The organism is Prosthecobacter sp., assembly GCF_014879935.1.
Taxonomy (GTDB): domain Bacteria; phylum Verrucomicrobiota; class Verrucomicrobiia; order Verrucomicrobiales; family Verrucomicrobiaceae; genus Prosthecobacter.
Window position 1 is genome coordinate 39893 of record NZ_JACSRD010000186.1, and the last position, 23343, is coordinate 63235.

Annotated in this window: 21 protein-coding genes; 11 read left to right on the forward strand and 10 right to left on the reverse strand. The window is 61.2% G+C overall.

The genetic code is table 11. The features are described from left to right. Positions 1-16: 16 nt before the first annotated feature. The 11 genes from IAE77_RS20365 (at position 17) to ybeY (ending at position 13095) form a co-directional block, all read left to right on the forward strand. Complete coding sequence (locus IAE77_RS20365) at positions 17-796, forward strand: hypothetical protein (protein WP_294230744.1); 780 nt, start codon at positions 17-19, stop codon at positions 794-796. A 325-nt stretch (positions 797-1121) separates the two neighbouring features. Then, complete coding sequence (locus tag IAE77_RS20370; RefSeq protein ID WP_294230747.1) at positions 1122-3122, forward strand: PAS domain-containing protein; 2001 nt, start codon at positions 1122-1124, stop codon at positions 3120-3122. A 48-nt stretch (positions 3123-3170) separates the two neighbouring features. Continuing rightward, a complete protein-coding gene (locus tag IAE77_RS20375) occupies positions 3171-3731 on the forward strand; it encodes a hypothetical protein (RefSeq protein ID WP_294230750.1) in 561 nt (186 codons plus the stop codon). A 115-nt stretch (positions 3732-3846) separates the two neighbouring features. Beyond that, entirely contained in the window at positions 3847-6387 is a 2541-nt protein-coding gene (locus tag IAE77_RS20380; protein WP_294230753.1) for a bifunctional serine/threonine-protein kinase/formylglycine-generating enzyme family protein, read from the forward strand. A 141-nt stretch (positions 6388-6528) separates the two neighbouring features. Next, positions 6529-7893, forward strand: a complete 1365-nt coding sequence (locus tag IAE77_RS20385) for a coproporphyrinogen-III oxidase family protein (protein ID WP_294230757.1) — start codon at positions 6529-6531, stop codon at positions 7891-7893. After that, a complete protein-coding gene (locus IAE77_RS20390; protein ID WP_294230759.1) occupies positions 7877-8443 on the forward strand; it encodes a hypothetical protein in 567 nt (188 codons plus the stop codon). The genes IAE77_RS20385 and IAE77_RS20390 overlap by 17 nt, the downstream gene beginning before the upstream one ends. Positions 8444-8611: 168 nt before the next feature. Next, positions 8612-9427: a hypothetical protein gene (locus IAE77_RS20395; RefSeq protein WP_294230761.1), complete on the forward strand. Its 816-nt coding sequence runs from the start codon at positions 8612-8614 to the stop codon at positions 9425-9427. A 19-nt stretch (positions 9428-9446) separates the two neighbouring features. Then, positions 9447-9881 carry a hypothetical protein gene (locus tag IAE77_RS20400; RefSeq protein ID WP_294230764.1) on the forward strand — a complete coding sequence of 145 codons (435 nt, stop codon included), beginning with the start codon at positions 9447-9449 and terminating at the stop codon, positions 9879-9881. Beyond that, the gene (locus IAE77_RS20405) at positions 9881-10906 is read left to right on the forward strand and encodes a PhoH family protein (protein WP_294230766.1); all 1026 of its coding nucleotides are present in this window, start codon (positions 9881-9883) and stop codon (positions 10904-10906) included. The genes IAE77_RS20400 and IAE77_RS20405 overlap by 1 nt, the downstream gene beginning before the upstream one ends. 30 nt (positions 10907-10936) lie before the next feature. Beyond that, positions 10937-12655 carry an HDIG domain-containing metalloprotein gene (locus IAE77_RS20410; RefSeq protein ID WP_294230769.1) on the forward strand — a complete coding sequence of 573 codons (1719 nt, stop codon included), beginning with the start codon at positions 10937-10939 and terminating at the stop codon, positions 12653-12655. Further along, entirely contained in the window at positions 12655-13095 is a 441-nt protein-coding gene (gene ybeY / locus IAE77_RS20415) for an rRNA maturation RNase YbeY (protein WP_294230771.1), read from the forward strand. Before IAE77_RS20410 ends, ybeY begins: the two co-directional genes overlap by 1 nt. Before the next feature lie 23 nt (positions 13096-13118). Here ybeY and hisH read toward each other — a convergent pair whose 3' ends face one another. The 10 genes from hisH to IAE77_RS20465 all read right to left on the reverse strand — a co-directional run. After that, on the reverse strand, positions 13119-13745 hold the full coding sequence (gene hisH / locus IAE77_RS20420) for an imidazole glycerol phosphate synthase subunit HisH (protein WP_294230775.1): 627 nt from the start codon (positions 13743-13745) through the stop codon (positions 13119-13121). Next, on the reverse strand, positions 13745-14341 hold the full coding sequence (gene hisB / locus IAE77_RS20425; RefSeq protein WP_294230777.1) for an imidazoleglycerol-phosphate dehydratase HisB: 597 nt from the start codon (positions 14339-14341) through the stop codon (positions 13745-13747). The genes hisH and hisB overlap by 1 nt, the downstream gene beginning before the upstream one ends. A gap of 76 nt (positions 14342-14417) precedes the next feature. Further along, the gene (locus IAE77_RS20430; protein ID WP_294230803.1) at positions 14418-15749 is read right to left on the reverse strand and encodes a DUF1501 domain-containing protein; all 1332 of its coding nucleotides are present in this window, start codon (positions 15747-15749) and stop codon (positions 14418-14420) included. Positions 15750-15909: 160 nt separating this feature from the next. Continuing rightward, the gene (locus IAE77_RS20435; RefSeq protein ID WP_294230781.1) at positions 15910-16320 is read right to left on the reverse strand and encodes a GxxExxY protein; all 411 of its coding nucleotides are present in this window, start codon (positions 16318-16320) and stop codon (positions 15910-15912) included. Between the two features lie 24 nt (positions 16321-16344). Beyond that, positions 16345-19365 carry a DUF1553 domain-containing protein gene (locus tag IAE77_RS20440; RefSeq protein WP_294230783.1) on the reverse strand — a complete coding sequence of 1007 codons (3021 nt, stop codon included), beginning with the start codon at positions 19363-19365 and terminating at the stop codon, positions 16345-16347. A 14-nt stretch (positions 19366-19379) separates the two neighbouring features. Next, complete coding sequence (locus IAE77_RS20445; RefSeq protein ID WP_294230785.1) at positions 19380-20801, reverse strand: DUF1501 domain-containing protein; 1422 nt, start codon at positions 20799-20801, stop codon at positions 19380-19382. A 215-nt stretch (positions 20802-21016) separates the two neighbouring features. After that, positions 21017-21265: a hypothetical protein gene (locus tag IAE77_RS20450; RefSeq protein WP_294230788.1), complete on the reverse strand. Its 249-nt coding sequence runs from the start codon at positions 21263-21265 to the stop codon at positions 21017-21019. Between the two features lie 299 nt (positions 21266-21564). Then, positions 21565-22035 (reverse strand): hypothetical protein, encoded by a 471-nt coding sequence (locus IAE77_RS20455; RefSeq protein ID WP_294230791.1) that lies wholly within the window; start codon positions 22033-22035, stop codon positions 21565-21567. Beyond that, complete coding sequence (locus IAE77_RS20460; RefSeq protein ID WP_294230794.1) at positions 22022-22240, reverse strand: hypothetical protein; 219 nt, start codon at positions 22238-22240, stop codon at positions 22022-22024. The genes IAE77_RS20455 and IAE77_RS20460 overlap by 14 nt, the downstream gene beginning before the upstream one ends. Before the next feature lie 451 nt (positions 22241-22691). Next, the coding region (locus IAE77_RS20465; RefSeq protein WP_294230797.1) for a hypothetical protein at positions 22692-23343 on the reverse strand (652 nt) is incomplete at its 5' end.

Genomic DNA, 23343 nt, shown 5'->3' on the forward strand with positions numbered 1-23343 from the left:
ATTTCGCAATTCTGCCATGCAAATCCGATTTTTGAGCGACGGAAATGAGTTCCGCTCCTATGGAGGCGGGAGTTTTTCAAAGAAGAAAGACTCCGGCGGCATCTTTTGGTGGACCATCCTCATCACCCTTCTGATGGGATTCGCCACCTTCTGCTGGTTCTTCAGCATCATGGTGTTCGCCCACCCGGAAAAGCCGTTCAACTACCGTGTGCTTGCCCGTTTCGACAAGCTCGACCCGCTTCGCAAGTTCACCAACTACACCGTGCCGCAGGGCAAGTTTCTGCCGGCACGAGACCTCCTTGCGGAGTTTTACGCCTTCTCCAGCGAGCAGCTCGCCGTGAAGAACGACCTCCTCAAGCGCTCCTACATCCGCAATTACAAGCAGGAGCAGCCGCTCTACGTCAAAGGATCCTATCAGGTCATCAATGCCCGTCCGCTCACAGTGAATGATGTCATCACCGAAGGCTGGGTGGTGCGTGCACGGTCCACTGACATCGAGGATGTTGACATCGAGATCGTTCTTCCTGGAAACAAGGGCAAAGCAGACCCTTATCAGGCGGGAGATGTACTGGTGCTCGATCAGAAGAACACCTTCGCCGCAGCGCTCCATGTGCAGAAGTTCGACCTCGAACGAGTATGCGTGACGCTCATGCCGCTCGCCTATCAGGGGTTTGGCACGAAGGATGGCAAACAGTTTGAGATGAAGCCGCCGGCCAAGCTCAACATGGACGCTTACTGGCCGTTGACCCGTGATCCGGGCGTCGCTGAGCAGGTGGTGGTGAAACAGGAGGACTGAAACTCACACGGTGAATGATAGTTCGATGAAGCGGAAGGCGATGCCTTCCGCTTTTTGCATTCTGCCAAAGCGTGCGCTAGCAGGCACGCAGTCTTTGCTCGCGAGCGCCTCAGGCCGGCGAATTTGGCTTCCACATCGTCCCTGATGGCAGGGAATGGCCTTGATCTTCAGACCATGCGTCAGATTGAGAGGGGACTGCGGGCATGACGTGGGCACCGGATCCGTTGAACCCCTCTCCCGACCTTAGTCATTCATATTTTTCTCCTCGTGTCGAAGCGCTTGACCGTCCAAGACCCTTGCATTCAGGTACGTGTTCCTCCGCTTCATGACCACGAACGCAACGACCCCCGCCATCCCCAGGCTGGCTTCCATCGGGGCAGTGGTGGTCGGCCTGTTCGCCATCGCGGCCAGCGGGGTGACACTGGCAGGGTGGATTCTCGGCAGGCCCGAACTCACCGGCTGGCACGGGGACGACATCCACATGTTTGCCAACACGGCATTGATGGCGATCGGCTGTGGCGTGGCTCTGCTGTTGGAGCCCCGCCACACCTGGAGGAACACCGCCATCCGTCTGCTGGGACTATTCACGGCCACGGCGGCCGTTGCCACGCTGTTTCAGCACTTCACAGGGATTGACCTTGGCATCGATAATCTGGTCGCGCAGCATCGCTGGGGCTCACGTGCGGCGATGGTCCCGGGGCGGCCGGGGCCCCCGGCCTCCTTTTCATTTGCCCTGCTCGGCGCGGCTCTGATCCTCTCCACCTTCAGTGCGAAAAGGCGCACCTTTGCCGCCGCGTTGACCATGGCGGTGGCGGCCGTGGCCGTGGTGAATCTCACCGGCTTCCTGCTCGGCGCCGACCAGCTCTACGGCGTGGCGCGTTACACCGGCATCGCGTTGCAATCGGCCGCGATCATCTTCGTGCTGGCGCTGGGACTGCTGGCACGACTTTCCGACCAGAATCCCATGCGCACCGTTTGCGACGCAGGCGGCGCAGGCTTGCTCATCCGGCGGGCATTCCCCGCAGTGCTGCTGCTGCCCGCGACACTGGCCTGGCTGCTGCTCCAGGGCCAGCAGCTCGGCTGGTTCGACATGAAATTCGGCGTGGCCTTGCACACCACGACGGTGGTACTCGCCTTCTGCGGCCTGCTGGGATGGTGCGCGGCACTCATCGCGGCGCATGAGGCGGCGCTGCGTGGCAGCGAGGAGATGCGGCGCTCCATCACCGATCACTCGCAGGACATCATTTTCGTCAAAGACCGTGACTGTCGCATGCTCTTCATGAATCCCGCCGGCATCCGCATGACCGGCCTCACCGAGGCCCAGATCATCGGCCGCACCGATGCCGATGTCCTCCCGGATCAGGCCGCGCAGTCCGCCCGTCTCATGGCCGCCGACCGACGCGTGATGGAAACCGGCCGGTCCGAGACCATTGAAGAAGAAGTCGTCAGCGCCACCGGCCGCACCTACACCCTGCTCACCACCAAAACACCCCGGCTCGATGCCGCAGGCCGTGTCATCGGCCTCATCGGCATCTCCCGCGACGTCACCGAACGCAAACGTGATGAGGAACGATTGCGCGAGGCCGCTCAACGCGCCGAGGAGGCCTCCCGCGCCAAGGACGACTTCCTCGCCGCTCTCAGCCACGAGCTGCGCACTCCGCTCACTCCCGTTCTCATGACGGCTGCGGCCATGGAGGAAGATCCGGCCATCGACGCGGAGACGCGTGACGCCTTCGCCATGATCTCCCGGAACATCCAGTTGGAGGCGAGGCTCATCGACGACCTGCTCGACCTCACCCGCATTGTCCGCGGAAAGCTCTCGCTCCACCCCGCCACCTGCGATCTGCACCTCCTCATCGTCCAGGCCGACGAGATCTCACGCAGCGGCGAGGTCCTGGACAAGAAGCTTGCCGTGCATCTGCACCTCGACGCCCGCGCGCATCACATCCACGCGGATCCCACCCGCTTGCAGCAGGTGCTTTGGAATCTGCTGAAAAACGCCCTCAAATTCACCCCGGAAGGCGGCACAGTGCTGCTCAGCACCGCCAATCCGCAGCCCGGCCGGGTGGAGATCCGCGTCACCGATAGCGGCATCGGCATCGCCCCCGAAGCCCTCGGCTCCATTTTCCAGCCCTTCGACCAGGGCCATCTCGGCTCACGCCATCGCTTCGGCGGCCTCGGCCTCGGCCTGGCCATCTCCCGGGCCATCGTGGAGCAGCATCATGGCACCCTTCGCGCCGAAAGTGACGGCCCGGGCCACGGCGCCACCTTCGTGGTCGAACTTGAAACTTGCGCGACTCCCCAGCCGCCTGCCGCCGGCACTTGAGTGTGAGAAATGCAGGCCAAGCCTCCGCCATCCCGGCCAGCACCGCTCATGAATTCACACGATCCACCACCACGGCCGCCGCATGCCGACTGGACCGCGTGGGGGCTTCATTTTGTCTTCGGCTTCGTCGTTGGCGGCTGCGGCGGTTATCTCATCTGGGGCCAGATGCTGCGCATGGGATTCAGCGACTTCGATGGCTGGCCGGGATTCATCCTCAGCACCGCCCTGTTCGTCGGCGCGATCACTTCCCGGCACGGAGATCGCGTCTGGTGGGGCCGGTCCGTCTTCGATCCTGAACCGCACCGCCAAAGCCCGGCCAGCAAGGCCGCCTCCACGCTCATTGGCAGCTACGGCGTGCTCCTCTTTTGCCTGACCGGGTTCAGGCACCTGCCTCAAACACGTGGCTCCGCAGGATTCAGCGGCGGCGATGTCGCATCGCTCGTCATCGCGGCCTTTATCGCCTGCCTGGTCATCGTGGCTCTGCGGACAGACACTCTGTTTGGTCGCCGCGAGTCCATCACCCGCGAGGAATCGCCTTTGCTCTTCTGGCTCCACGTCGCCGCCGGCTCGGTGGGGGTCTTCTACCTTGTGATCGACGCGTTTCGATGAATGCTGGAATCGGATGGTGCTGTGCCCATGGCACGGCTGCTTGTGAAATTCACGACTTTCACGCCTCGACAATTTTGTGAGCCTGCGGTGTAATCCGGGGACTCCAACCTTCTGAATGCAGCCTCCGACACGCACGCCGCCGGACATCCGCGATCATGACACCCTCCGCCTCATCGGCAGGGGGGCGTTCGGGGAGGTGTGGCTGGCACGCAGTGTGACCGGTGTGCTGCGGGCGGTGAAGGTGGTGTGGCGGGAGGATTATGACCGTCCGGAGTCGTTTGAGCGTGAGTTTGAGGCGCTGAAGCGTTTCGAGCCTATTTCGCGTCGCCACGAAGGTCTGGTGCCGATCCTGCAGGTGGGGCGTAATGAACAGGAGGGCTTCTATTACTATGTGATGGAGCTGGCGGACGATGTGGAGCGTGGCCGGGACATCGATCCAGACACCTACAAGCCGCACACGCTGGGCCTGCAGATGAAACGTGAGAAGCGCGTGTCGGCCGAGCAGTGCATCAAACTGGGGATCACCATCGCGGAAGGACTGGACTACCTGCACCGAAACCAGCTCATCCATCGCGATGTGAAGCCGTCGAACCTGATTTTCATCGATGGCATCTGCCGTCTGGCGGACATCGGGCTGGTGGCTTTGCTGGGGCAGCGCAGTTTTGTCGGCACGGAGGGGTTTGTGGCTCCAGAAGGGCCCGGAACAGCGGCGTCGGACATTTTTTCGCTCGGAATGGTGCTGTATGAAGCGAGCACGGGAAAGGACCGGCTGGATTTCCCGGATCTGCCGACTTCCTCGGGAACGGGGGCGAAGCTGGATGTGTGGCGGCAGCTTCATGACGTGATCTGCACCGCCTGCGCACCGAAGGCGAAGGAGCGCTTCGTCAACGCGCGTGAGATGGCCCTGGCCTTGCGGGGAGAGCCGCTGCCGTCGTCACGGAAGGTGTTGTGGACGTGGGTGGCTGCGGGATCGGTGGTGCTGTTTCTGGCGGTGGGATTCGGCATGTGGCTGGCGCAGAGCCAGCGTGGCCGTTCCATCGTGGCGACGAGTCCGCAGGAGCCGCGTTTGAGAATCGTCACGACGCCGCCCGGGGCGGTGGTTTTCGCGGGTGAAGAGCGTCTTGGGGTGACGCCGCTGGAGTTGCAGCCCGCCGAGGGCGTGCCGGTGATCTATCAGCTCCGTCTTCCCGGGCACAAGCAGGTGGAGATCGAGCACATCGCGTCGGATGCCACGCCAGCGGTGTTTGATTTGAAGATGGAGCCGTCACGGCTGCCGCAGAAAGGTGAACGCTGGCGGAACAGCCTGGGCATGGAGTTCAAACCGGGCGCTGGAGGTCACATCAGCGCTGATCCGGTGGAGATGAAGTTCTTCCGCCGCTTCCTGGAAGCCACCGGCAGGTCGTTCGAGGGCAAGGTGGTGCGTTACCAGCCGGGAAAGGAGTCGGCCTACCTCGTGGTGGTGCCGGATGGCGATGCGGAGGCGTTTCGCTACTGGCTGACGGACCGGGATCGCAGCGAGGCGTTTCTCAGTCAGGAGCATCACTACCAGGTGGAGCCGTTTTATTTCGTGGAAAGCGGCCAGACGGCCACGGAGGACATGCCAGCGGAGACGCGCGATGAGGATCCCGATCCGGACGAGGAAAAAAACTGGCGCGCGTTTCTGCTGCGGGTGGAGAGGCAGACCTACGGCAGCGTGATCGTGCGCAGCCAGCCAGAGAAGGTGCGTGTGTATCAGCACGAGCAGCTTCTCGGCGAAACGCCGCTGGAACTGCCCCGCGTGCGCACGGGACCGGTGGAATTTGAACTGCGGGAGGAAGGCTTTGCCGATGTGGTGCTGGAAGGGGAGGTGAGGGAAGGTGAGCAGTCGGAGCTGTTCGCGGACATGCAGACGCGGAAAGCGGTGACCTTTGGCCGCCAGTGGAAGACGAACAGCCTGGGGATGAATTTTGTGCCGCTGGGGGAGGTGATGATGTCCGCGTGGGAGATCCGGCATCGTGATTATGCCGAGTATGCCAAGGCGACGCAGACGCGGAAACCCGGCCGCGTGGAGGACAGCGGCAAGGGAGGAGCGCTGCCGGTGGTGGGGGTGGATCGGAATGAGGCGCAGGCCTTCTGCGCCTGGCTGACTGAACGAGATCGCAATGCGGGGCTGATCGGGCCGAAGGATGTGTATCGCCTGCCCACCGACGAGGAATGGAGCCGTGCGGCTGGTCTGCCGCCAGAACGCGGCATCACGCCGGCCGAACGCAACGGGCGCATCCGCGGCGTGTATTCCTGGGGCTATGACTGGCCGCCGCCGAACGACGTGGACAATCTGGCGGACATTAATTCCGCCCGCCGGGCCAGTCTGGACAGCGCGATCCCGGGTTATGAGGACCGTTTCGCGTTTCTGGCTCCTGTGGCTGCCTTGCGGCCGAATGAGCGGGGCATTTCCGGTCTGGCGGGAAACGTCTCGGAATGGGTGGACACGGATTACGAGGCAGCACCAGCGGCGAAACCGAACGAACCGGCCAGACCGGTGATGGGCACGACACGTGGCGGCAACTGGCGCACGTCGGTGCCGGAGGAACTGCTGGCTTCCGCACGCACACCGGTGCCGCCGGAGACGCGGCGGAACACGATTGGCTTCCGCGTCGTGCTGGCACACGGGAAGTAGTCGTGGTGGCGTTACCAGCCACCTGCGTGACGCGAAGCTTTGACCGTGCTGGCGATTCGCTGAGCACTTCTTGACCGCAGCGGGTTTTCTCCCGACTTTTTGTGCAGAACCGCCGTCGCAAGGCGTTCTCCTTTTACCCCCATGCAAACCACGCTCGATTCTCCGCAGGCTGCGGCTGCGACCGAAGTCCAGGTCCCCAAAAAGACCGAAAAGACCGAGGCCGGGAACTATTTCGTCTCGAACTATCCGCCCTTCTCCTTCTGGCAGAAAGAGCAGGTTCCGGTGGTCGAGGAGGTGCTCCGCCGTCCGGCACCCACGGATGTGCCGCTCGGTGTTTACTTCCACATCCCGTTCTGCCGGAAGCGCTGCCATTTCTGCTACTTCAAGGTCTATACCGACAAGAACGCGTCCGAGATCAAGGCCTACATCGACGCGGGCATGCGCGAGATGGAGCACTTCGCGCGGCAGCCTTACATCGCCGGTCGGAAGGCGCACTTTGTTTACTTCGGCGGCGGAACACCGAGCTACCTGTCCGTGCCGCAGCTCAAGGACCTGACGAACCGCATGAAGGATCTCGTTTCCTGGGAAGGTGCGGCGGAGGTGGCCTTCGAGGCGGAGCCGGGCACGCTCAACGAGGTGAAGCTGACCGGCATTCGTGAGGTGGGCGTCACGCGTCTGAGCTTGGGTGTCGAGAATTTCGACGATCACATCCTCGAAACCAACGGACGTGCCCATCGCAGCGGCGAGATCGAAAAAGCCTACCGTTTTGCCCGAGGCCTCGGTTTCGAGCACATCAACATCGATCTCATCGCCGGCATGATGAATGAGACGGCGGAAAACTGGAAGGTGTGTGTGCGCAAAGCCATCGAACTGGAGCCGGATGCGGTCACGATCTACCAGATGGAAGTGCCCTACAACACGACGATCTACCAGCAGATGAAGGCGGAGGGGAAAGTCACCGCACCTGTGGCCGACTGGCAGACGAAACGCGACTGGGTCAGCTACGCGTTCGACGAGTTCCAAAAGGCCGGTTACACGGTCACCAGCGCTTACACCGTCGTCAAAGACCCGACACGCATCAAATTTGTCTATCGCGATGCGTTGTGGGAAGGCGCCGATCTTTTGAGCTGCGGTGTGGCCTCATTCGGGCATCTGGGCGGTGTTCACTATCAAAATCAGGCCGATGTCGGGCCGTACATGCTGGCGGTGGATGCCGGGCAGTTCCCGATGTTCCGTGCTTATCAGACCACGGCCGAGGATCGCTTCGTGCGTGAGTTCATCCTGAAGATCAAACTCGGACACAGCGAGTTCGACTATTACATCCGGAAATTCGGGCAGAATCCGCGGGAGTTTTTCGCCCCGCAGCTCGAATACCTCGCGAAAGAGGGATTTGCGACCCTTACGGACACAGGAGTCACGCTCACACGTGATGGATTGCTGCAGGTGGACCGTCTGCTGCACGACTTCTTCCTCCCCCAGCACCGCCAGTATGCCCGCTACACCTGACGTCCAGGTGGCGCGTCCTGACGAGGACATCCTGGCCCCGCTCATTTTCTTTTATGGCATCGGCAGCACGCGTCCACGTGTGACATTTGTCGAACCTGAGGCGCTCGCCGAGCAGGAGCGTCATCTTCTCGTTCACGAGAAGGACATGACGCCGCGGCTGCGGGAGTTCCACGCTTGCGAGATCGATCTCGACGTCGCCGCTCGTGCTCGCATCGGCAATTACCTCGTGCGGGCCTCTGTCCTGCATCGCCGCAGCGATGGCATGCCGGTGGAGTTCGGTGCGATCGGCATCCACCTCGACATCCTGCCCGAAGAAGCCCAAAAACTCGTTCTGGAAGGCCATGTGCCCTTTGGTGCGATCCTGGAGCGCTTCCAAGTGCCGCACTCCAGCCATCCACGGGGCTATTTCCGCATCTCAGTCGATCAGCGGCTGGCGGAACTCCTGGGCGCCACCAGCGGCCAGTTGCTTTTCGGCCGCTGCAACGAGCTTCGCCATGGCAGTGGCCGCGTGCTGGCGGACGTGGTCGAGGTGCTGCCGCGGGTGATTTGATTTTGGGATTGCGTTTTGAAGCATGGAGGACTGAAAGCGCGAGGATGATGCTTCCAATGCGTCCCATCAGGCGTTGATTGGTTAACGGCGATGCCCGCCGGTCAAACCAGTTGCCACGCCGGGGGATTGCGGTTTGATTCGGAGCAACCCGAAAAAATGTTCCTCGCCATGAACCGCATCCTCTTTTTGTCGATCTTTGTGGGTCTGACTGCCACCACGCTCCACCTTCCCGCAGCCCCACAGGGCACGAAAGGAGTCGAAGAATTCGATCCGCAGGCGTTTCCGGGCAAAGTCGTTGATGACGTGGTTGTCCCGGTGCCGAGCGAGGTCTTTTCCGTGCTGGACAAGCTGGGCGAGCCGAACTGGCGCACGGAGCTGCGCAAGCAGGAACTGCCGACGACCAGCGACCGCACGAAGCTCTCCCTGCTTTTCGGTTATACAGTGGCGGAAGGCTTTGTGGCTGTGCAGGCGGAGGACAAGGAGGCGGTGAAGGACCTCGGTCGCGATGTGATCAGCCTCGCCAAGAGCCTCGGCCTCAGCAAATCGGTGCTGCCACATGCGCAGAGCATCCTGGATGCCGCCGACAAGTCGAACTGGAGCGCCATCCGCAAGGAATTCGACCAGACGCAGAAAACGGTGCGCGACACGATGGAGCAGATGAAGGACATGGACCTTTCGCAGTGCGTCAGCCTCGGCGGCTGGCTGCGCGGCACGGCCTCCGTGACGTCGGTGGTGAAAAAGAGCTTCTCCGCCGACCGTGCGGAGCTTCTGAACCAGCCGATGCTCGTCGAGCACTTCGTCGGCAAGATCGAAGGCATGCCTGCCGGCACGCGTGAACACGATGTGATGCGCTCCATTCGCAAGGGACTCGGTTCCGTGCTCCAGCAGATGGAAGGCGCGGTGGACGGCTTCTCAAAGGACGCTGTCTCTGAAATCGGCAAGACCTGCGATGGATTGCTGGCCGAAATCCTGGCGAAGAAATAATCCCCCACACGGCTTTGCCATGAAATCGAACTTCGGAAAAACCGTCTTCGCAGTGCTGTCCCTGGCCTTCGCCTCGCTGGTGAATGCCACCGTGGACGAGTCGCATGATTTTGCGATGGAGGCCGCCATCCCGTTCGTGGAGCAGGGCTTCATCGTCCGCGAGGACTACTGGAACGGCGAGGTGAAGAGCGGACAGAAGCTCATGATCCGGCACCAGTTGTTCAAGGGGAATGAGTACGCCTTCTGGCTGGGCACCAGCCAGGAGGGTGTGTCGCTGGACATGAAGGTCTTCGACGAGAAAAACCAGCCGGTTCAAATCAGCGCGAAGGCGGACAAGTATTTCATGAGTGTCCGCGTCAATCCGCCGAAGACCGGCACCTACCGCATTGTCTTTGAGCTGAAGTCGAAGACGGAGCCGAGCGTCCTCTGGGCGCTGGCGTATGGCTATCGCTGATGTCTGTCGAAACCCTCACTTACGAGACGCCGCAGTTTCTCCAGAAGCTGATTGGCAATGACTTGGGCAGTCTGCGGCTGGTAGGCGAGACGTTTGGCGTGACTGTGACCAGTCGTGAAGGCTGGGTGCGACTGGAGGGGGATGAGGCGAAAATCGCCGCAGCGCGGGAGGTTTTCACCCAGCTCGAACGTGTCCGCAGGCAGGGGGGCGAGATTTCACCCGGCATGGTGCGCCTTATCACCGAAGGCGTGCAGCGGGAAAGTGGCGATGCTCCCGGCGAGGCGATCATGCAGCTCAAAATGCTCGGCTCCGGCAAGCGTCCGGCCGTTCTCGCCAAAACCCGCAGCCAGATCGCCTATGTGCAGGCCATGCGGGAATGTGAGGTCGTTTTCGGCGTGGGCCCGGCCGGCACGGGCAAGACTTACCTCGCCATGGCGCAGGGATTGCACTGGTTGAAGGAAAAGGTCGTGCAGCGCCTCGTTTTGACCCGGCCGGCGGTGGAGGCAGGCGAGGCTCTCGGCTTTCTGCCCGGCGATCTGAAAGAAAAGATATTCCCCTACCTGCGGCCGCTCTACGACGCCCTCTACGACATGCTGGAGCCGGAGGAGGCCGAGCGACTCATCGAGCGCGGCAGCATCGAAATCGCCCCGCTCGCTTACATGCGCGGGCGAACTCTGAAAAACGCCTTCATCATCCTCGATGAGGCGCAAAATACGACGACAGAGCAGATGCTCATGTTCTTGACCCGCCTGGGTGACGGGGCGCGGTGCGTGGTCACAGGCGACCCGTCCCAGGTGGACCTTCGCCGCCATGTGAAGTCCGGATTGAAGGAAGCTGTCGAACTGCTTCAGGACGTGGAAGGGGTGAAATTTGTGGCGTTTGCCCCGAAGGACATTGTCCGCCTGCCTGTCGTGCAGCGGATCATCGAGGCCTATCAAGCAGGGAGAGTTGCCAAAACTGCGCCACAACGGCTCAAGGAGCCTGAACACGAGGGGAAAGATTCTTGTCCGACCCCCGATGTATGATAGCCTCCCTGCCACTCCCGCACCCCCACCATGTTTGAGTCCATCCGACGTGCCCGCTTGCAACGCGAAGGCCTTTCCTGCGGCAGAACCCGCAGAAAACACCAGGAAGGTGACTTTGTGGACGAGATGCGCACGCATCCGGCCGGTACCGTCGCCGCCTACGTGCTGTTCTTCATCGGCGTCGTCGTGTTGATGCGTCTGGGCACTCAGGTGGAGGATGGCCTGCCTGCTTTGACCTGGCTGCATGCTCTCTACGCGGGTGCCCTCGGCTTTGCCTTTGTGGCCCATGAGCGGGTGGCCTTGCGCGGGGAGATCCGTGACAACGGCATCCTGCTGCTCGTGCTGGGCACCATCCTGATGCACCTGGCGCTGATGGTCTTCACGCTGGACCTCTCGGCCGGTCAGAGTTGGGGAAAAGCGCTGAAAGCTGTCATCCTGCCGCACGCCTTCGGTCCGCTGGTGCTTTCGGTCATCCTCGGCAGCCGGATCGGGCTGTTCGGTGCGATTTACGCCACGCTTTTCGGCGTGCTGGTGTGTGTTTCGGTCTCGGCACCCACCTATCTGGCCACGTCATCGCTGATCGGTTTCACCGCCGTGCTGCTGACCCGTCGTGTCCGCCGCAGGAACCGCCTTTTCATGGCCGGCCTCTATGTCGGCGTGGTGGCGATGGTGTTCTCCCTGTTTCTGCATGAGGCGGCCGGGGTGATCATGGAGGAAAAGATCGGCCGCATGGTGGGTCTGCCGCTGACGATCGGCATTGTGACCGGGATGGCCGTCGGTGGCCTGCTGCCGGTGTTTGAAAGCGTCTTCGGGGTGACCACCGATGTGTCATGGCTGGAGCTCGCCGACTTGAATCACCCGCTCATGCGCCGCCTCAGCATCGAGGCCCCAGGCACTTATCACCACAGCCTCGTCGTCGCGAATCTGTCCGAGGCCGCCGCCGAGGGCATCGGTGCCACGGCCAGCATGTGCCGCGTGTGCTCCTACTTCCATGACATCGGAAAGCTCAGCAAACCGGAGTACTTCATCGAAAACATGGATCCCTCCGCGAATCCGCACGACGATCTCACGCCCCGCATGAGCGCGCTCGTCATCATCGCCCATGTGAAGGACGGCGTCGATCTCGCCATCAAAAACAACCTCAACTCCCGCATCATTGACGTCATCGAGCAGCATCACGGCACCTCGCTCGCCTATTATTTCTACCGTCAGGCCCTTGATCATAAGGCGGAGCTGGAGCGCCTCGTGAAGCTCGGCAAGGCGAAGGAGGACGATGTCCAGCAGGTCAGTGAGGAAACCTTCCGCTATCCGGGACCCAAGCCGCAGTTCAAGGAGTCGGCCATCATTTCGCTCGCAGACGCCGTGGAGAGCGCCTCCCGCACCCTGGAAAAGCCAAACGCCTCCCGCATTGAGAGCATGATCGACGAGATCGTGCAGGCGCGCATGGTGGACGGCCAGCTCGATGAGTGCGACCTCACCATCGCGGAGCTCGCCAAGATCAAGGCCAGCTTTGCCAAAACCTTGCTCAGCATGATGCACGGCCGCATCAAGTATCAGAAAGCGGTCGAGTCACCGCCCGCCGCTGCTGTCGTCCTCCGGGATGACGCGAAGCCCCGCCTCGCGGGCGACGACGAAGCATCGTCCGGCGGGCCGGCCAAGATCGTCGAGGCTTCTTTTGCTGGTCCTTTGCCCGAATCGGCGGCCAGGAAGCCCCGCACCCGCAAATCGCCTCCTGCCTCCGCCGCCTGATGCCGTTGCCAAAGCTCCGCATCTACAACCGCCAGAAGGAGCACTCGATTTCGCTGCCCTGGCTCCGTCGCATCGGCAAAAAGGCACACCCTGCCTGTCTGGCGGCTGCCAAGTCACCCGAGTCGCCGCTGGGGTCATTGCCAGAGATCGAAATCACGATTGTCGATGACGCGGACATCGCCCGCGTCCATGGCGACTTCCTCGATGACCCGACGCCCACCGATGTGATCACGTTTCACCATGGCGAGATCCTCATCAGTGCCGACACTGCGGAACGGCAGGGCAGGGAACATGGACAACCTTTCGACCACGAGATTGCTCTCTACCTTGTCCACGGCCTGCTTCATCTCGCCGGCTGGGACGATCACGAGCTCGCAGAGGCAAGGGAAATGGCAAAACGTCAGGAAGCCATCCTGCGTGAGGCGCTGGCGGCCCTTTGAGCTCAAAGCAACCGCCGGAATCGTCAGTCCTTCGCTTCCAGCACCTTCAACGCGTTTCGCAGCAAGGTCAGCCCGGCTTCCTGGCTCTTTTCGGGGTGAAACTGCACCGCCACGAGGTTCTTCTTCGCGATGCCGCTGATGAAGCCCACACCGTAGTCCGTGCGGCACAGCGCCAGCGATTCATCCTGCACCTCGGGGTAGTACGAGTGCACGAAATAGACGTGTGTCGGATTCGGCAGGCCGTTCCAGACGGCAGACTGCCCCGCTTCCCAGTTCGCCACGTTCCAGCCCATGTGCGGAATCTTCAAACCGCTCGCTGGATCAAACCTGCGCACTTTGCCGGGCACCACGCCGAGCCCGACCACACCGGGGGACTCCTCGCTGCTCTCGAAAAGGAGCTGGTAGCCCAGGCAGATGCCCAGATACGGCTTTCCGGCCTTCAACCAGCTCTTCAGCGGCTCCCAAAGGCCGGTTTCATTCAAGATGCGCACGGAGTCGCCGAACGCGCCCTGCCCGGGAAACACGAGCACGTCGATGGTGTCAAAGTCTTCGGGCCTCGTCACGAGGTTCGCATGCGCTCCGATGGCCTCGAACGCATTCAACACGCTGCGCAGGTTTCCCGCGCCATAATCAAGCACGCCAAGTTTCATCACAGAACGTCCTTGGTGCTGGGGATGCCGGTGACACGCGGATCGAGCTTCGTCGCCGCGTCGAGCGCACGCGCGAGCCCCTTAAAGATCGCCTCCGCCATGTGGTGGGCGTCGCGTCCGCGGCGGATTTCGACGTGAAGCGTCGCCAGCAGGCTCGACGCGAAGGCACGGAGAAATTCCTCCACGAGTTGGTAGCTGAAGCGGTTCACACCACCGATGGCTTCGACATTCTCGGGAGCGTGGTAGCTCAGGAATGCACGACCGCTGAGGTCGAGTGCGACTTCGGCCAGCGTCTCGTCCATCGGCAGCAGCCAGAAACCATAGCGCACGATGCCCGCCTTGTTGCCCAGCGCTTCACGGAAGCAATTGCCCAGCACGATGCCCGTGTCCTCCACCGTGTGGTGGTAATCCACCTCGATGTCGCCCACGACCTTCACTTTCAGGTCAAACAGGCCGTGCTTGGAGAACAACGTCAGCATGTGGTCGAAGAATGGCACTCCCGTGTCGATCTTCGACTTTCCGGCCCCATCGACATTGAGTTCGATCTCAATGTCCGTCTCGGCGGTTTTGCGGTGCTGCTTGGCGGTTCTGCTCATGTGGGCGCGAATGAACACGCGGTTGGGACGTAGTGCAACCGTCCCGGTCGCAGTTTGGGCAAGCGGGACGCTCGCCCTACACCACGATCCCTTTCACCAGCTTCCCATGCACATCCGTGAGGCGATAACGCCGCCCTTGGAACTTGTAGGTCAGCCGTTCGTGGTCGATGCCCAGCAAATGCATGAGGGTGGCATGGAAGTCGTGGATGTGCAGACCGTCCTTGACCGTGTTGTAGCCGAAGTCGTCCGTCTCGCCATACACCGAGCCAGCCTTGATGCCGCCGCCGGCGAACCAGGCGCTGAAGCAGCGGGGATGATGATCGCGGCCGAAGTTGGGGTTGATCTTGCCCTGGCAATACGCCGTGCGGCCAAACTCGCCGCCCCAGACGACCAGCGTGTCGTCCAGCATGCCACGTTGCTTGAGGTCTTTCACCAGCGCTGCAGCCGGTTGGTCGGTTTCCTTGCACAGCCTCGGCAACGCACCGGGCAGGCCGCCATGATGATCCCAGTCCTGATGGTAGAGCTGGATGAAACGTACGCCCTTCTCCGCCAGACGACGTGCTTGCAGGCAGTTCGCGGCAAAGGTGCCCGGCGTCTTCACATCCGGGCCGTAGCTGTCGAGCACGTGCTGCGGTTCATCGCTGAGGTTGGTCACCTCTGGAATGCTCGACTGCATGCGAAAAGCCATCTCGTAGTGGTCGATGCGATTTTGAATCTCCGCGTCCGGCGTTCCGGCGAATTGATGCTCATGCAGCTCCTTCAGGCGATCCAGCATCAGCCTGCGGCTGCCCGCGCTCACGCCTGCCGGATTGCCGAGATAGAGCACTGGATCCTTCGCCGCACGGAACAGCACACCCTGATGCTTCGTCGGCAAAAAGCCGCTGCCCCACAGATGCGAGCCCAAAGGCTGTCCGCCCTTGCCCTTCGTGATCAGCACCGTGAACGACGGCAGATTCGCATTCTCCGCGCCGAGTCCATAGCTCAGCCACGAGCCAAAACTCGGCCGCCCCGCGATCTGTGACCCTGTCTGGAAAAACGTCACGCCAGGGCCGTGATTGATCGACTCCGTGAACATCGAACGCGCCACGCAGATGTCGTCCGCGATGCTCGCTGTGTGCGGCAGCAGCTCGCTGAACCATCCGCCCGCCTGTCCATGCTGCGTGAACTTGAACGGCGATCCCACCATCGGAATCGACGACTGATTGCCCGACATGCCCGTCAGCCGCTGGCCGCCGCGCACCGAGTCCGGAAGCTGCTCGCCATGGCGCTTGTTCAGCACCGGCTTGTAATCAAACAGGTCGAGGTGCGACGGCCCGCCCGACATGAACAGGTAGATGATGCGCTTGGCCTTCGGCTGGAAATGCGTGCCTCCCAGCACCCCATGATCGTCCGAAGCCTTCGCCAGCATCTCATTCAAAGCGATGCCTCCGAGGCCCAGGCCGAAGCTCTGGAGCAAAGAACGGCGGTTTGTTAACCACTCATGTCCACTAATGGACTCTAATGGATTGTTTGGTGGGTTCGAGGCCCATCTTGAGGCTTGGTTGCTCATGGTGCTTGAGGGGCAATTGTCAGAGGACGTAGCGACGCCATTCGACGCGCTTGAGAGGAGCGAAATTGATGAGGTAGCCGACACGTTTCCCGGTCAGCCGCATGTAATTGAAAAGCTGGGCATCGTGCTCCGGCAAAAGCTGTGACACAGCCTTCAGCTCGACGACAATTCCATCACAGGCATACAAGTCCGGGACGTAACGCCGCTTCAATTCCCGACCCTTGTAGTAAATTGCGATCTCTTGTCTGGAGACGAACATCATGCCCCGCATCTCCAGCTCAACCTCAAGGCTCTCCTGATAGACCTCCTCCGCCAGTCCACCACCCACTTCATTGTGAACGTCAAACACCGCCGCCATGAGATCAAAGCCCTCCTGCTGAAACGGCCCATCCTCGCTCATCGTGATCTTGTTCTTCTTATTAGTGTGCATAGTGTCCGATTAGTGGTTCAAAACTCAACGCTTCACCACACAGGCGTCATGGTTCAGCAAAGCTTGGGCGAGAACACCCGCTGCCGCCGCTTCGGAGACTGGAATTGTGACATCACGCTTGGCATTCCCCGTTTTCAGCAGTTCCTCAGCCTCCTTCGGCACCGCTTTGAAATGGGCAAGCTGCTCCTGATAAAGCTGGGTGCAAATTTGGACCTCCTTCGCATCCGGTTTGCGGCTGAGGCAGCGCAAGAAGCCGAGTTCGATCATCTTGGGCAGGTCGCCCTTCGCTTCGAGGTGCAGTTTCTCGCCGAGCACACGGGCGGCTTCGACATACTGCACACCATTGAGTAAAATGAGCGACTGCAACGGCGAGTCGGTGCGTTCACGCCGGGAAATGCAAACGGCACGTCGTGGTGCGTCGAAGGCCACCATCGCGGGCGGCGGGCTGGTGCGGCGCCAGCTCGTGTAGAGGCTCCGGCGATACACCGCGTCGCCTGCGCTGGGGCCGATGGGCTTGAACGCCTCGGTCATCTCATACGGATAGACCGGTGCGCCGCCGAGGGTCAGCTTCAGCAATCCAGCGGCGGCCAGGGCGTTGTCGCGGATCATTTCGGCAGGCAGCCGGAGACGCGGTCCCCGTGCCAGCCACAGGTTTTCGGGATCATCCGTCATCGTCCGCGCATCTGCGATGCTGTGCTGGCGATACACACGGCTCATCACGATCTCCTTGAGCAGTGCTTTCACGTCCCAGCCGCTTTGGATGAACTTCATCGCGAGATAATCCAGCAGCTCGGGATACAACGGACGTTCGCCCTGGCTGCCAAAGTCCTCCGTCGTTTTCACCAGACCGCGTCCGAACAGGCTGTTCCACACACGGTTCACCGTCACTCGGGCGGTGAGCGGATGGTCTGACGCCGTCAGCCATCTGGCGAGTCCGAGACGGTTCTTCGGGGCATCCTTCGGGAAGGCTGGGAGCACCGCCGGTGTTTGCGGACCGGCTTCCTCGGCCCGCTTGTCATACTCGCCCCGAGTGAGCACATACGCCTTCTTCGGCTCTGGGAGCTCCTGCATCACCATGATCTCCTTCTGGGCATCCTGCAGTGCATGGAGATCGGCCCGGGCTTGGGTCAGTTCCGCCGAAGGACCGCTGGACACAGACAGATCGCGGCCAAACACACGAAAATCATCGATCAGGCCGCCTTTGAAGCCCCGATCCCGGAAGCGTTCTCCCAGTGCGATGTTATCGCCGCCTCCGCCCTGGATCGTCTTCGTCAAAGCGTCACGAATGACTTCCGTCGCGGCCAGTTCGCCATCCACATAGAGGTGAAGTCCGTCCGCACGGCTGCTGCCGTCATAAGTCACGACCACCTGCGTCCATTCATTCACTTTCAGCGGAGTCTTGGCGCGGATGGAGATCGCATTGCCCGGCCAGAAGTGAATCAAAGACCACTTCAGCCTGCCTTCCTCGATCAATAGCTCGTAACCACGGCTCGCCGCGTCCGTCCACGCTCGGGAGCGATGAAAAACGACCGCGCGTTCCTTCACATCCGGCGTTTTCAGCCATAGCGACACGCTGAAGGGGGCCTGCCGTTTGAAATTGCCCAGCGGGGTGTCCACCGCGTCATCGCCGGTGAATTGGATGGCGCTGCCGAGCTTGCCGGGAACCAGCTTGTTCTCGCCTTTCAGAACGGCGACGGGGGCAGGCGGAGGCGGCGGCGTTTTGTCATTGGGATCCTTCTTGGGCCGAGGGGGAGGCTCTGGATGCATCGCATCGGCCAGCTTGTTGCCCTTCAACTCATCAAACGTGAAATGCGCCAGTTGCCCCTCCAGGGATGCGGGCACTCCTGCCCGCAGTTCCAGCGTCTTGCGTGCAGCACTGCCGTGTTTCTTCTCCAACTGCACCACCTTGTCCTTCAGCGCCGCCATCTTGTCCTTCGTGGGCTGGTCCATCAGCATCATCGCCGGAGTCGGTGGCGATGGCGTGAAGAACGAATACAAGCCGGCCTCATCGATGTTCTGCAGCATCGAAAACAGCCCGTAATAGTCCTTCTGCGTGATCGGATCATACTTGTGATCATGGCAGCGGGCACACTCGAAGGTCAGACCGAGAAATGCCGTCGCAACGGTCTGCACGCGGTCGGCGACGTATTCGACGCGATACTCCTCCTCCACGCTGCCACCTTCGCTTTCCTGCTGGTGCAGTCGGTTGAAGGCGGTGGCCATCACCTGCTCGTCAGTTGGGTCCGGCAGCAGATCGCCCGCCAGTTGCCAGGTGATGAACTTGTCATAGGGCAGGTTGTCATTGAACGCCTTCACCACCCAGTCCCGCCACGGCCACACTTCGCGTTCGCGATCCACCTGGAAGCCGTAGCTGTCTGCATATCGGGCGATGTCCAGCCAGTCCACGGCCATGCGTTCGCCGTAATGCGGTGAGGCGAGGAGACGCGTGACGAGATGCTGGATGCTTGATGCTGGATCAAACTGATGCTCGGTGACAAAGACGGTGACTTCCTCCGGCGTCGGTGGCAGGCCGGTGAGGTCAAAGCTGAGACGGCGGATGAGTGTCTCAGGCGAAGCTTCGGGTTGGAGGTTCAATCCACGTTCTGCCAGACCAACGCTGACGATTTTGTCGATGCTCTGGCCCTTCGTCGCTTCCGGTTTGAGCGGAATAAATGCCCAGTGCGCCTCATACTCCGCGCCTTCGTTGATCCACTGCTTCAAGATGGCAATCTCGGCCGCTGTGAGGTCACCAAGCTTTGATTTGGCCGGAGGCATGTGGTCGTCGGCATCCGTGGTCAGAATGCGCTGGATCATCTCGCTCACTTCGGCTTTGCCTGGAACGATGGCCTTGGCTTCAATGGCCGCATCGCGTTCATCCAGCCGCATGTCGGCCTCACGCTTCTTCGGGTCGGGCCCGTGGCAGAAGAAGCACTTGTCCGACAGGATCGGCCGCACATCGCGATTGAACTTCACCTTGGCGGGAGCCGCCGAGAGAGAAGTGGTGAGCGATAACAGGGAAAGAGAGACAAAAAGGCCGCGCGTCATGGCTTCAGAGTATCTCACGCAAACACCTGCTTCACCACCTTCGGATTCTCCACGCCTGTGAGGCGCTGATCGAGGCCCTGGAACTTGAAGGTGAGCCGTTCGTGATCGAGTCCGGCCGCGGCGAGGATCGTGGCGTGCAGATCGTGCACGCTGACTTTGTCGATGGCCGCTTTGAAGCCGATTTCGTCGCTCTCGCCGTGATGGTAGCCGCCTTTCACGCCGCCGCCGCACATCCAGACGGTGAAGGCATGCGGATTGTGGTCGCGACCGGGTTGCGCGCCTTTTTGTGCGATGGGCAGACGGCCAAACTCGCCGCCCCAAATGATCAGCGTCTGATCGAGCAGCCCGCGCTGCTCCAGATCGCTGATGAGCGCGGCCACGGGCTGGTCGCTTTCCGCCGCGAAGCCGCTGTGATTGCCAAGGATGTCCTTGTGGCCGTCCCAGCTCTGCTGGTTCTCCATGCCGCCGCTGTAGATCTGGATGAAGCGCACGCCGCGCTCCACCATTCGCCGCGCAGTGAGGCACTGCTTCGCAAAGTGGCCGCAGTGCTTCTCATGCACGCCGTAGAGCTTTTGGATGTGCTCCGGCTCGTCCTTGAGCGCAAAAGCCTCCGGCGCAGCGGTTTGCATGCGGTAAGCCAGCTCAAAGCTTTCGATGCGGGCGTTGAGTTCGCTCTCGATGGCCGATCCAGCGAGCGATTGACGATTTAGTCGCGCCATGAGGTCGAGCTGCGCACGCTGACGCTGCGGCGTGAGCGAGGCAGGCACGGCGAGGTTGTCGATCGGTGCACCGGTCGGCTTCAGCCACGTGCCTTGATACACACTCGGCAAAAAGCCCGCACCCCAGTTTGCCGCGCTGCCTTTGGGCAGACCGCGATTCATTGGATCGCTCATCACCACAAAGCTGGGCAGCGAATCGCTCTCACTGCCGAGACCGTAGTTCACCCACGAGCCCACGCACGGGTAGCCCATGCGCGTGGTGCCGGTGTTCATCATGAAAAGCGCGGGCGAGTGGTTGTTCGAGCCCGTCCAGCAACTGTGGATGAAGCACATCTTATCGACATGCATCGCCGTTTTGGGAAACAGGTCGCTGCACCACGTGCCGCTTGCGCCGTATTGCTTGAAACCGAAGGGCGACTTCATCAAACCGCCCACGGAACCGGGAAAGAAGCCTGTTTTCGGATCAAAACCTTCGAGCGTCTGCCCATCGCGCTTCGCGAGTTCCGGCTTGTAATCCCAAGTATCGACCTGCGATGGCCCGCCGTTCGTGAAGATCCAGATGATCGACTTCGCCTTGCCACCGACCTGCATCGGCACCTTCGGCGCGAAAGGATTCTTCGCCGCCTCCAGCATCGAAGCGAAGGCCAGCATGCCAAAACCACCGCCCGCACGGGCAAGCATGTCACGACGGGAATAACCAAGTTTCGTGTCTTTCATGCGGCTCTATACGCCGCGCCGCTGTGTGTCATCGTGCGAAACTTGTGTCCGATCCTGCGAGCCAGTCAGATCGTCCAATCTTCCACAACCAGACCTGGTACACGCCGGAACTCATGGCGTGGCGTGCAGCCGTTGCATGACCTTGGCTGACTTGCCTCGCAGGCAAAAGACGATGGTGTTGGTGTCGAGGCAGTAGGCCATGAAATGCCTCCGGGTTATTCCAGTTCCAGGGCTGCCAAGGGTTTTGCGTCGCTCCGGCTCGGTGCTGCGAAGGTGTCGTCCTCGATGCTGGCAAACAGCCGCAGCCATCCAGGCGGATACCCATTGGCCTCGGCCTTGGTCTCCATCGCCGCGATTCGCAGCCTCTCCCTCGCCCATGCCGCCACAGGCTTGTGCTCAAGACGCGCGGATTCCTCCAGCGAGTGCGCCAGATAGCTGTCGAGTTCCAGAGTCAGGGTGGACATGCGGGAACTTGTAAATCACAGCCCCCTCGTTGCCAAGGGCGCGTTCGCGGCGGCGGCGGGTGAAAGTGGCTTCGGCTTTAGCACAATCATCCATGCCACGGATGCAGCTCCTGCGGAGCCGCGAAGCGAACCCGCAGCCACTTTGAGAGGGGCGGCAGAAAGAGAAAGCCAGGGGTCCCCTTTTGCTGCCATCCCTGCGTTGGGTCGGCCCCATCAGCCACCCGAGCCAGCGGATGATCCGGCGGCAGCGCGTCACTGGCCAACCATTTTTCCCGTGTCCATCATGCCCCAGGTCGTTTCTAGTTCCGCTCCGCCAGCCACCACGTTCTAAATGCACGCAGGCGATCCAACGACTCGCGGTCTTTGGCGCGGTTGGCGGCTTGTTTGCTCGCGATGATGTCGTCGATGTGACAAACAGGGAAGCCCTCCATCATCACCCGACGACTCCAGGCATCCGAGAAGCGCTCGATGCCGTCCGGCGCAAAGATGAGATCAAGGTCGAAGGGGCCGTTCTTGAGCTGGATGAAGTCTTTTCCGCGCACGACCTCAGCCGCTTCGGCCTCTGTCAGTTCAAACCCCAGCTCGCGCAGTGCTGCCACCATCGCCTTGCCATTCGCCTCGCTTTTTTCCGGGTAAAGGTCGGCATCCTGCGTGGTGTCCGGGTAGCCGAGCAGGATCGCGGCGGACTTGCCGAGGAAAAGATAGCGCACACCATGCTTGGCGAACGCCTCACGAATCTCCTCCGCCTGACGGTATTCAAACGCGGCCATAACCGAGCCAGGAGGGAAGGGCGGTTTCACACCAGGCGCGGTAGTCTTGCATGGTGTCAAAGGAGCGGAACCGGGCGTCATCCAGCACCGGCTTGTGCGTCTTGATGAAGGCATAGCGCCACCGCTGCTTCAGCGGACGCCGCGCCGCCGCCTCAAACTCCGCCTGCCAGTCGGTGGGAATGGGTTTGGTGGTGGAAGTATTCACGAGAGGATGATTGACCCGTGAGCTGGAAAGCGCAACGGCAGAAAAGTGGCTTCGGCTTCAGCCGAATCATCCATGCCACGGATGCAGCTCCTGCGAAGCCGCGAAGCGAACCCGCAGCCACTTTTGGAGAGGCGGCAGAATGAGAATGCCAGGGTTCCCCTTTTGCTGCCATCCCTGCGTTGGGTCGGCCCCATCAGCCACCCGAGCCTGCGGATGATCCGGCGGCAGCGCGGCCTCTGGACCGGCGGCACCTCGCTTTCCCATCCAGGCGCTGGATTCCTCGGCTCCCATGCCTCGTGTCAGCTCGTTGCCGGGCTTGGCAAAGTAGTCATGAGCTTTAGCTCGTGAATGGCAGGCAAGGTCATTCGGCGCTGGTGAGCTACTAATCTGTCACGGTGCGAGCTAAAGCTCAGCACTACTTTCCCACCCAGGCGTTGGATTCCGCAGCTCCTTATCTTCCATTGTGACCACGTTCTGAATAAGTTGACCGGTTGGGGGTTGCGCCATTGTGAAACCCACGCAGAACCTCCATGTTTGCACCCGGTAGGAGATGCCTCAAAGGTCCGAAGCCAAAGTTCTTCATTACGATGCCCGGGAATTGCAGAGCCGTTTCAGGTGCAGAAATATACCAGCGCGAAACTCCCGGAATACTATTGTCATGACCGAGTGTTTGACCGGCCTCAAAAACGCCGCCATCACCCCATACGCCCTGCTTGTGAACTAGACTAATAGCCGTGCCTAACAGACCCGGACGCCCTTCGCCCTTCATGCTGTTCCCTATCAAACCACCGAAGCTTTTGTCGTTGGTGCCAAATGCACTCGGATTCTCTTGAACCCAAACCATCACGCTGTCCGACACTTGCGCTGCAATCCATATCGGAACTGCCACCGGCAGATTGGCGACGAATCCGACAAAGTGGGTCAGGTCATTCATGCTGGCATCCACTGGGGTTGCCAAGGAATTGGCTTCAGTGTGGCTTGTTTCTCCTATCATAGCTCTCATGGCTCCAGTGAGCGCTCCATTGGCAAATTTTCCGAGTCTTCGCTGTCCTGAGTGGGTATCGAAGGTAGCAGCGGCGAAAGCGGAGTGGTAGGAAGAGGGA

Bases quoted from the DNA above. Each gene is read 5' to 3' on its own strand.
- IAE77_RS20450 (WP_294230788.1), bottom strand. From the start codon at position 21,265: ATGTCCACCCTGACTCTGGAACTCGACAGCTATCTGGCGCACTCGCTG.
- IAE77_RS20430 (WP_294230803.1), bottom strand. From the start codon at position 15,749: ATGCTGGCGAAGGCTTCGGACGATCATGGGGTGCTGGGAGGCACGCAT.
- IAE77_RS20440 (WP_294230783.1), bottom strand. From the start codon at position 19,365: ATGACGCGCGGCCTTTTTGTCTCTCTTTCCCTGTTATCGCTCACCACT.
- IAE77_RS20395 (WP_294230761.1), top strand. From the start codon at position 8,612: ATGAACCGCATCCTCTTTTTGTCGATCTTTGTGGGTCTGACTGCCACC.
- ybeY (WP_294230771.1), top strand. From the start codon at position 12,655: ATGCCGTTGCCAAAGCTCCGCATCTACAACCGCCAGAAGGAGCACTCG.
- IAE77_RS20365 (WP_294230744.1), top strand. From the start codon at position 17: ATGCAAATCCGATTTTTGAGCGACGGAAATGAGTTCCGCTCCTATGGA.
- IAE77_RS20375 (WP_294230750.1), top strand. From the start codon at position 3,171: ATGAATTCACACGATCCACCACCACGGCCGCCGCATGCCGACTGGACC.
- IAE77_RS20410 (WP_294230769.1), top strand. From the start codon at position 10,937: ATGTTTGAGTCCATCCGACGTGCCCGCTTGCAACGCGAAGGCCTTTCC.
- IAE77_RS20400 (WP_294230764.1), top strand. From the start codon at position 9,447: ATGAAATCGAACTTCGGAAAAACCGTCTTCGCAGTGCTGTCCCTGGCC.
- hisH (WP_294230775.1), bottom strand. From the start codon at position 13,745: ATGAAACTTGGCGTGCTTGATTATGGCGCGGGAAACCTGCGCAGCGTG.
- IAE77_RS20455 (WP_294230791.1), bottom strand. From the start codon at position 22,035: ATGGCCGCGTTTGAATACCGTCAGGCGGAGGAGATTCGTGAGGCGTTC.
- IAE77_RS20380 (WP_294230753.1), top strand. From the start codon at position 3,847: ATGCAGCCTCCGACACGCACGCCGCCGGACATCCGCGATCATGACACC.
- IAE77_RS20445 (WP_294230785.1), bottom strand. From the start codon at position 20,801: ATGAAAGACACGAAACTTGGTTATTCCCGTCGTGACATGCTTGCCCGT.
- IAE77_RS20405 (WP_294230766.1), top strand. From the start codon at position 9,881: ATGTCTGTCGAAACCCTCACTTACGAGACGCCGCAGTTTCTCCAGAAG.
- IAE77_RS20390 (WP_294230759.1), top strand. From the start codon at position 7,877: ATGCCCGCTACACCTGACGTCCAGGTGGCGCGTCCTGACGAGGACATC.
- IAE77_RS20435 (WP_294230781.1), bottom strand. From the start codon at position 16,320: ATGCACACTAATAAGAAGAACAAGATCACGATGAGCGAGGATGGGCCG.
- IAE77_RS20370 (WP_294230747.1), top strand. From the start codon at position 1,122: ATGACCACGAACGCAACGACCCCCGCCATCCCCAGGCTGGCTTCCATC.
- IAE77_RS20385 (WP_294230757.1), top strand. From the start codon at position 6,529: ATGCAAACCACGCTCGATTCTCCGCAGGCTGCGGCTGCGACCGAAGTC.
- hisB (WP_294230777.1), bottom strand. From the start codon at position 14,341: ATGAGCAGAACCGCCAAGCAGCACCGCAAAACCGCCGAGACGGACATT.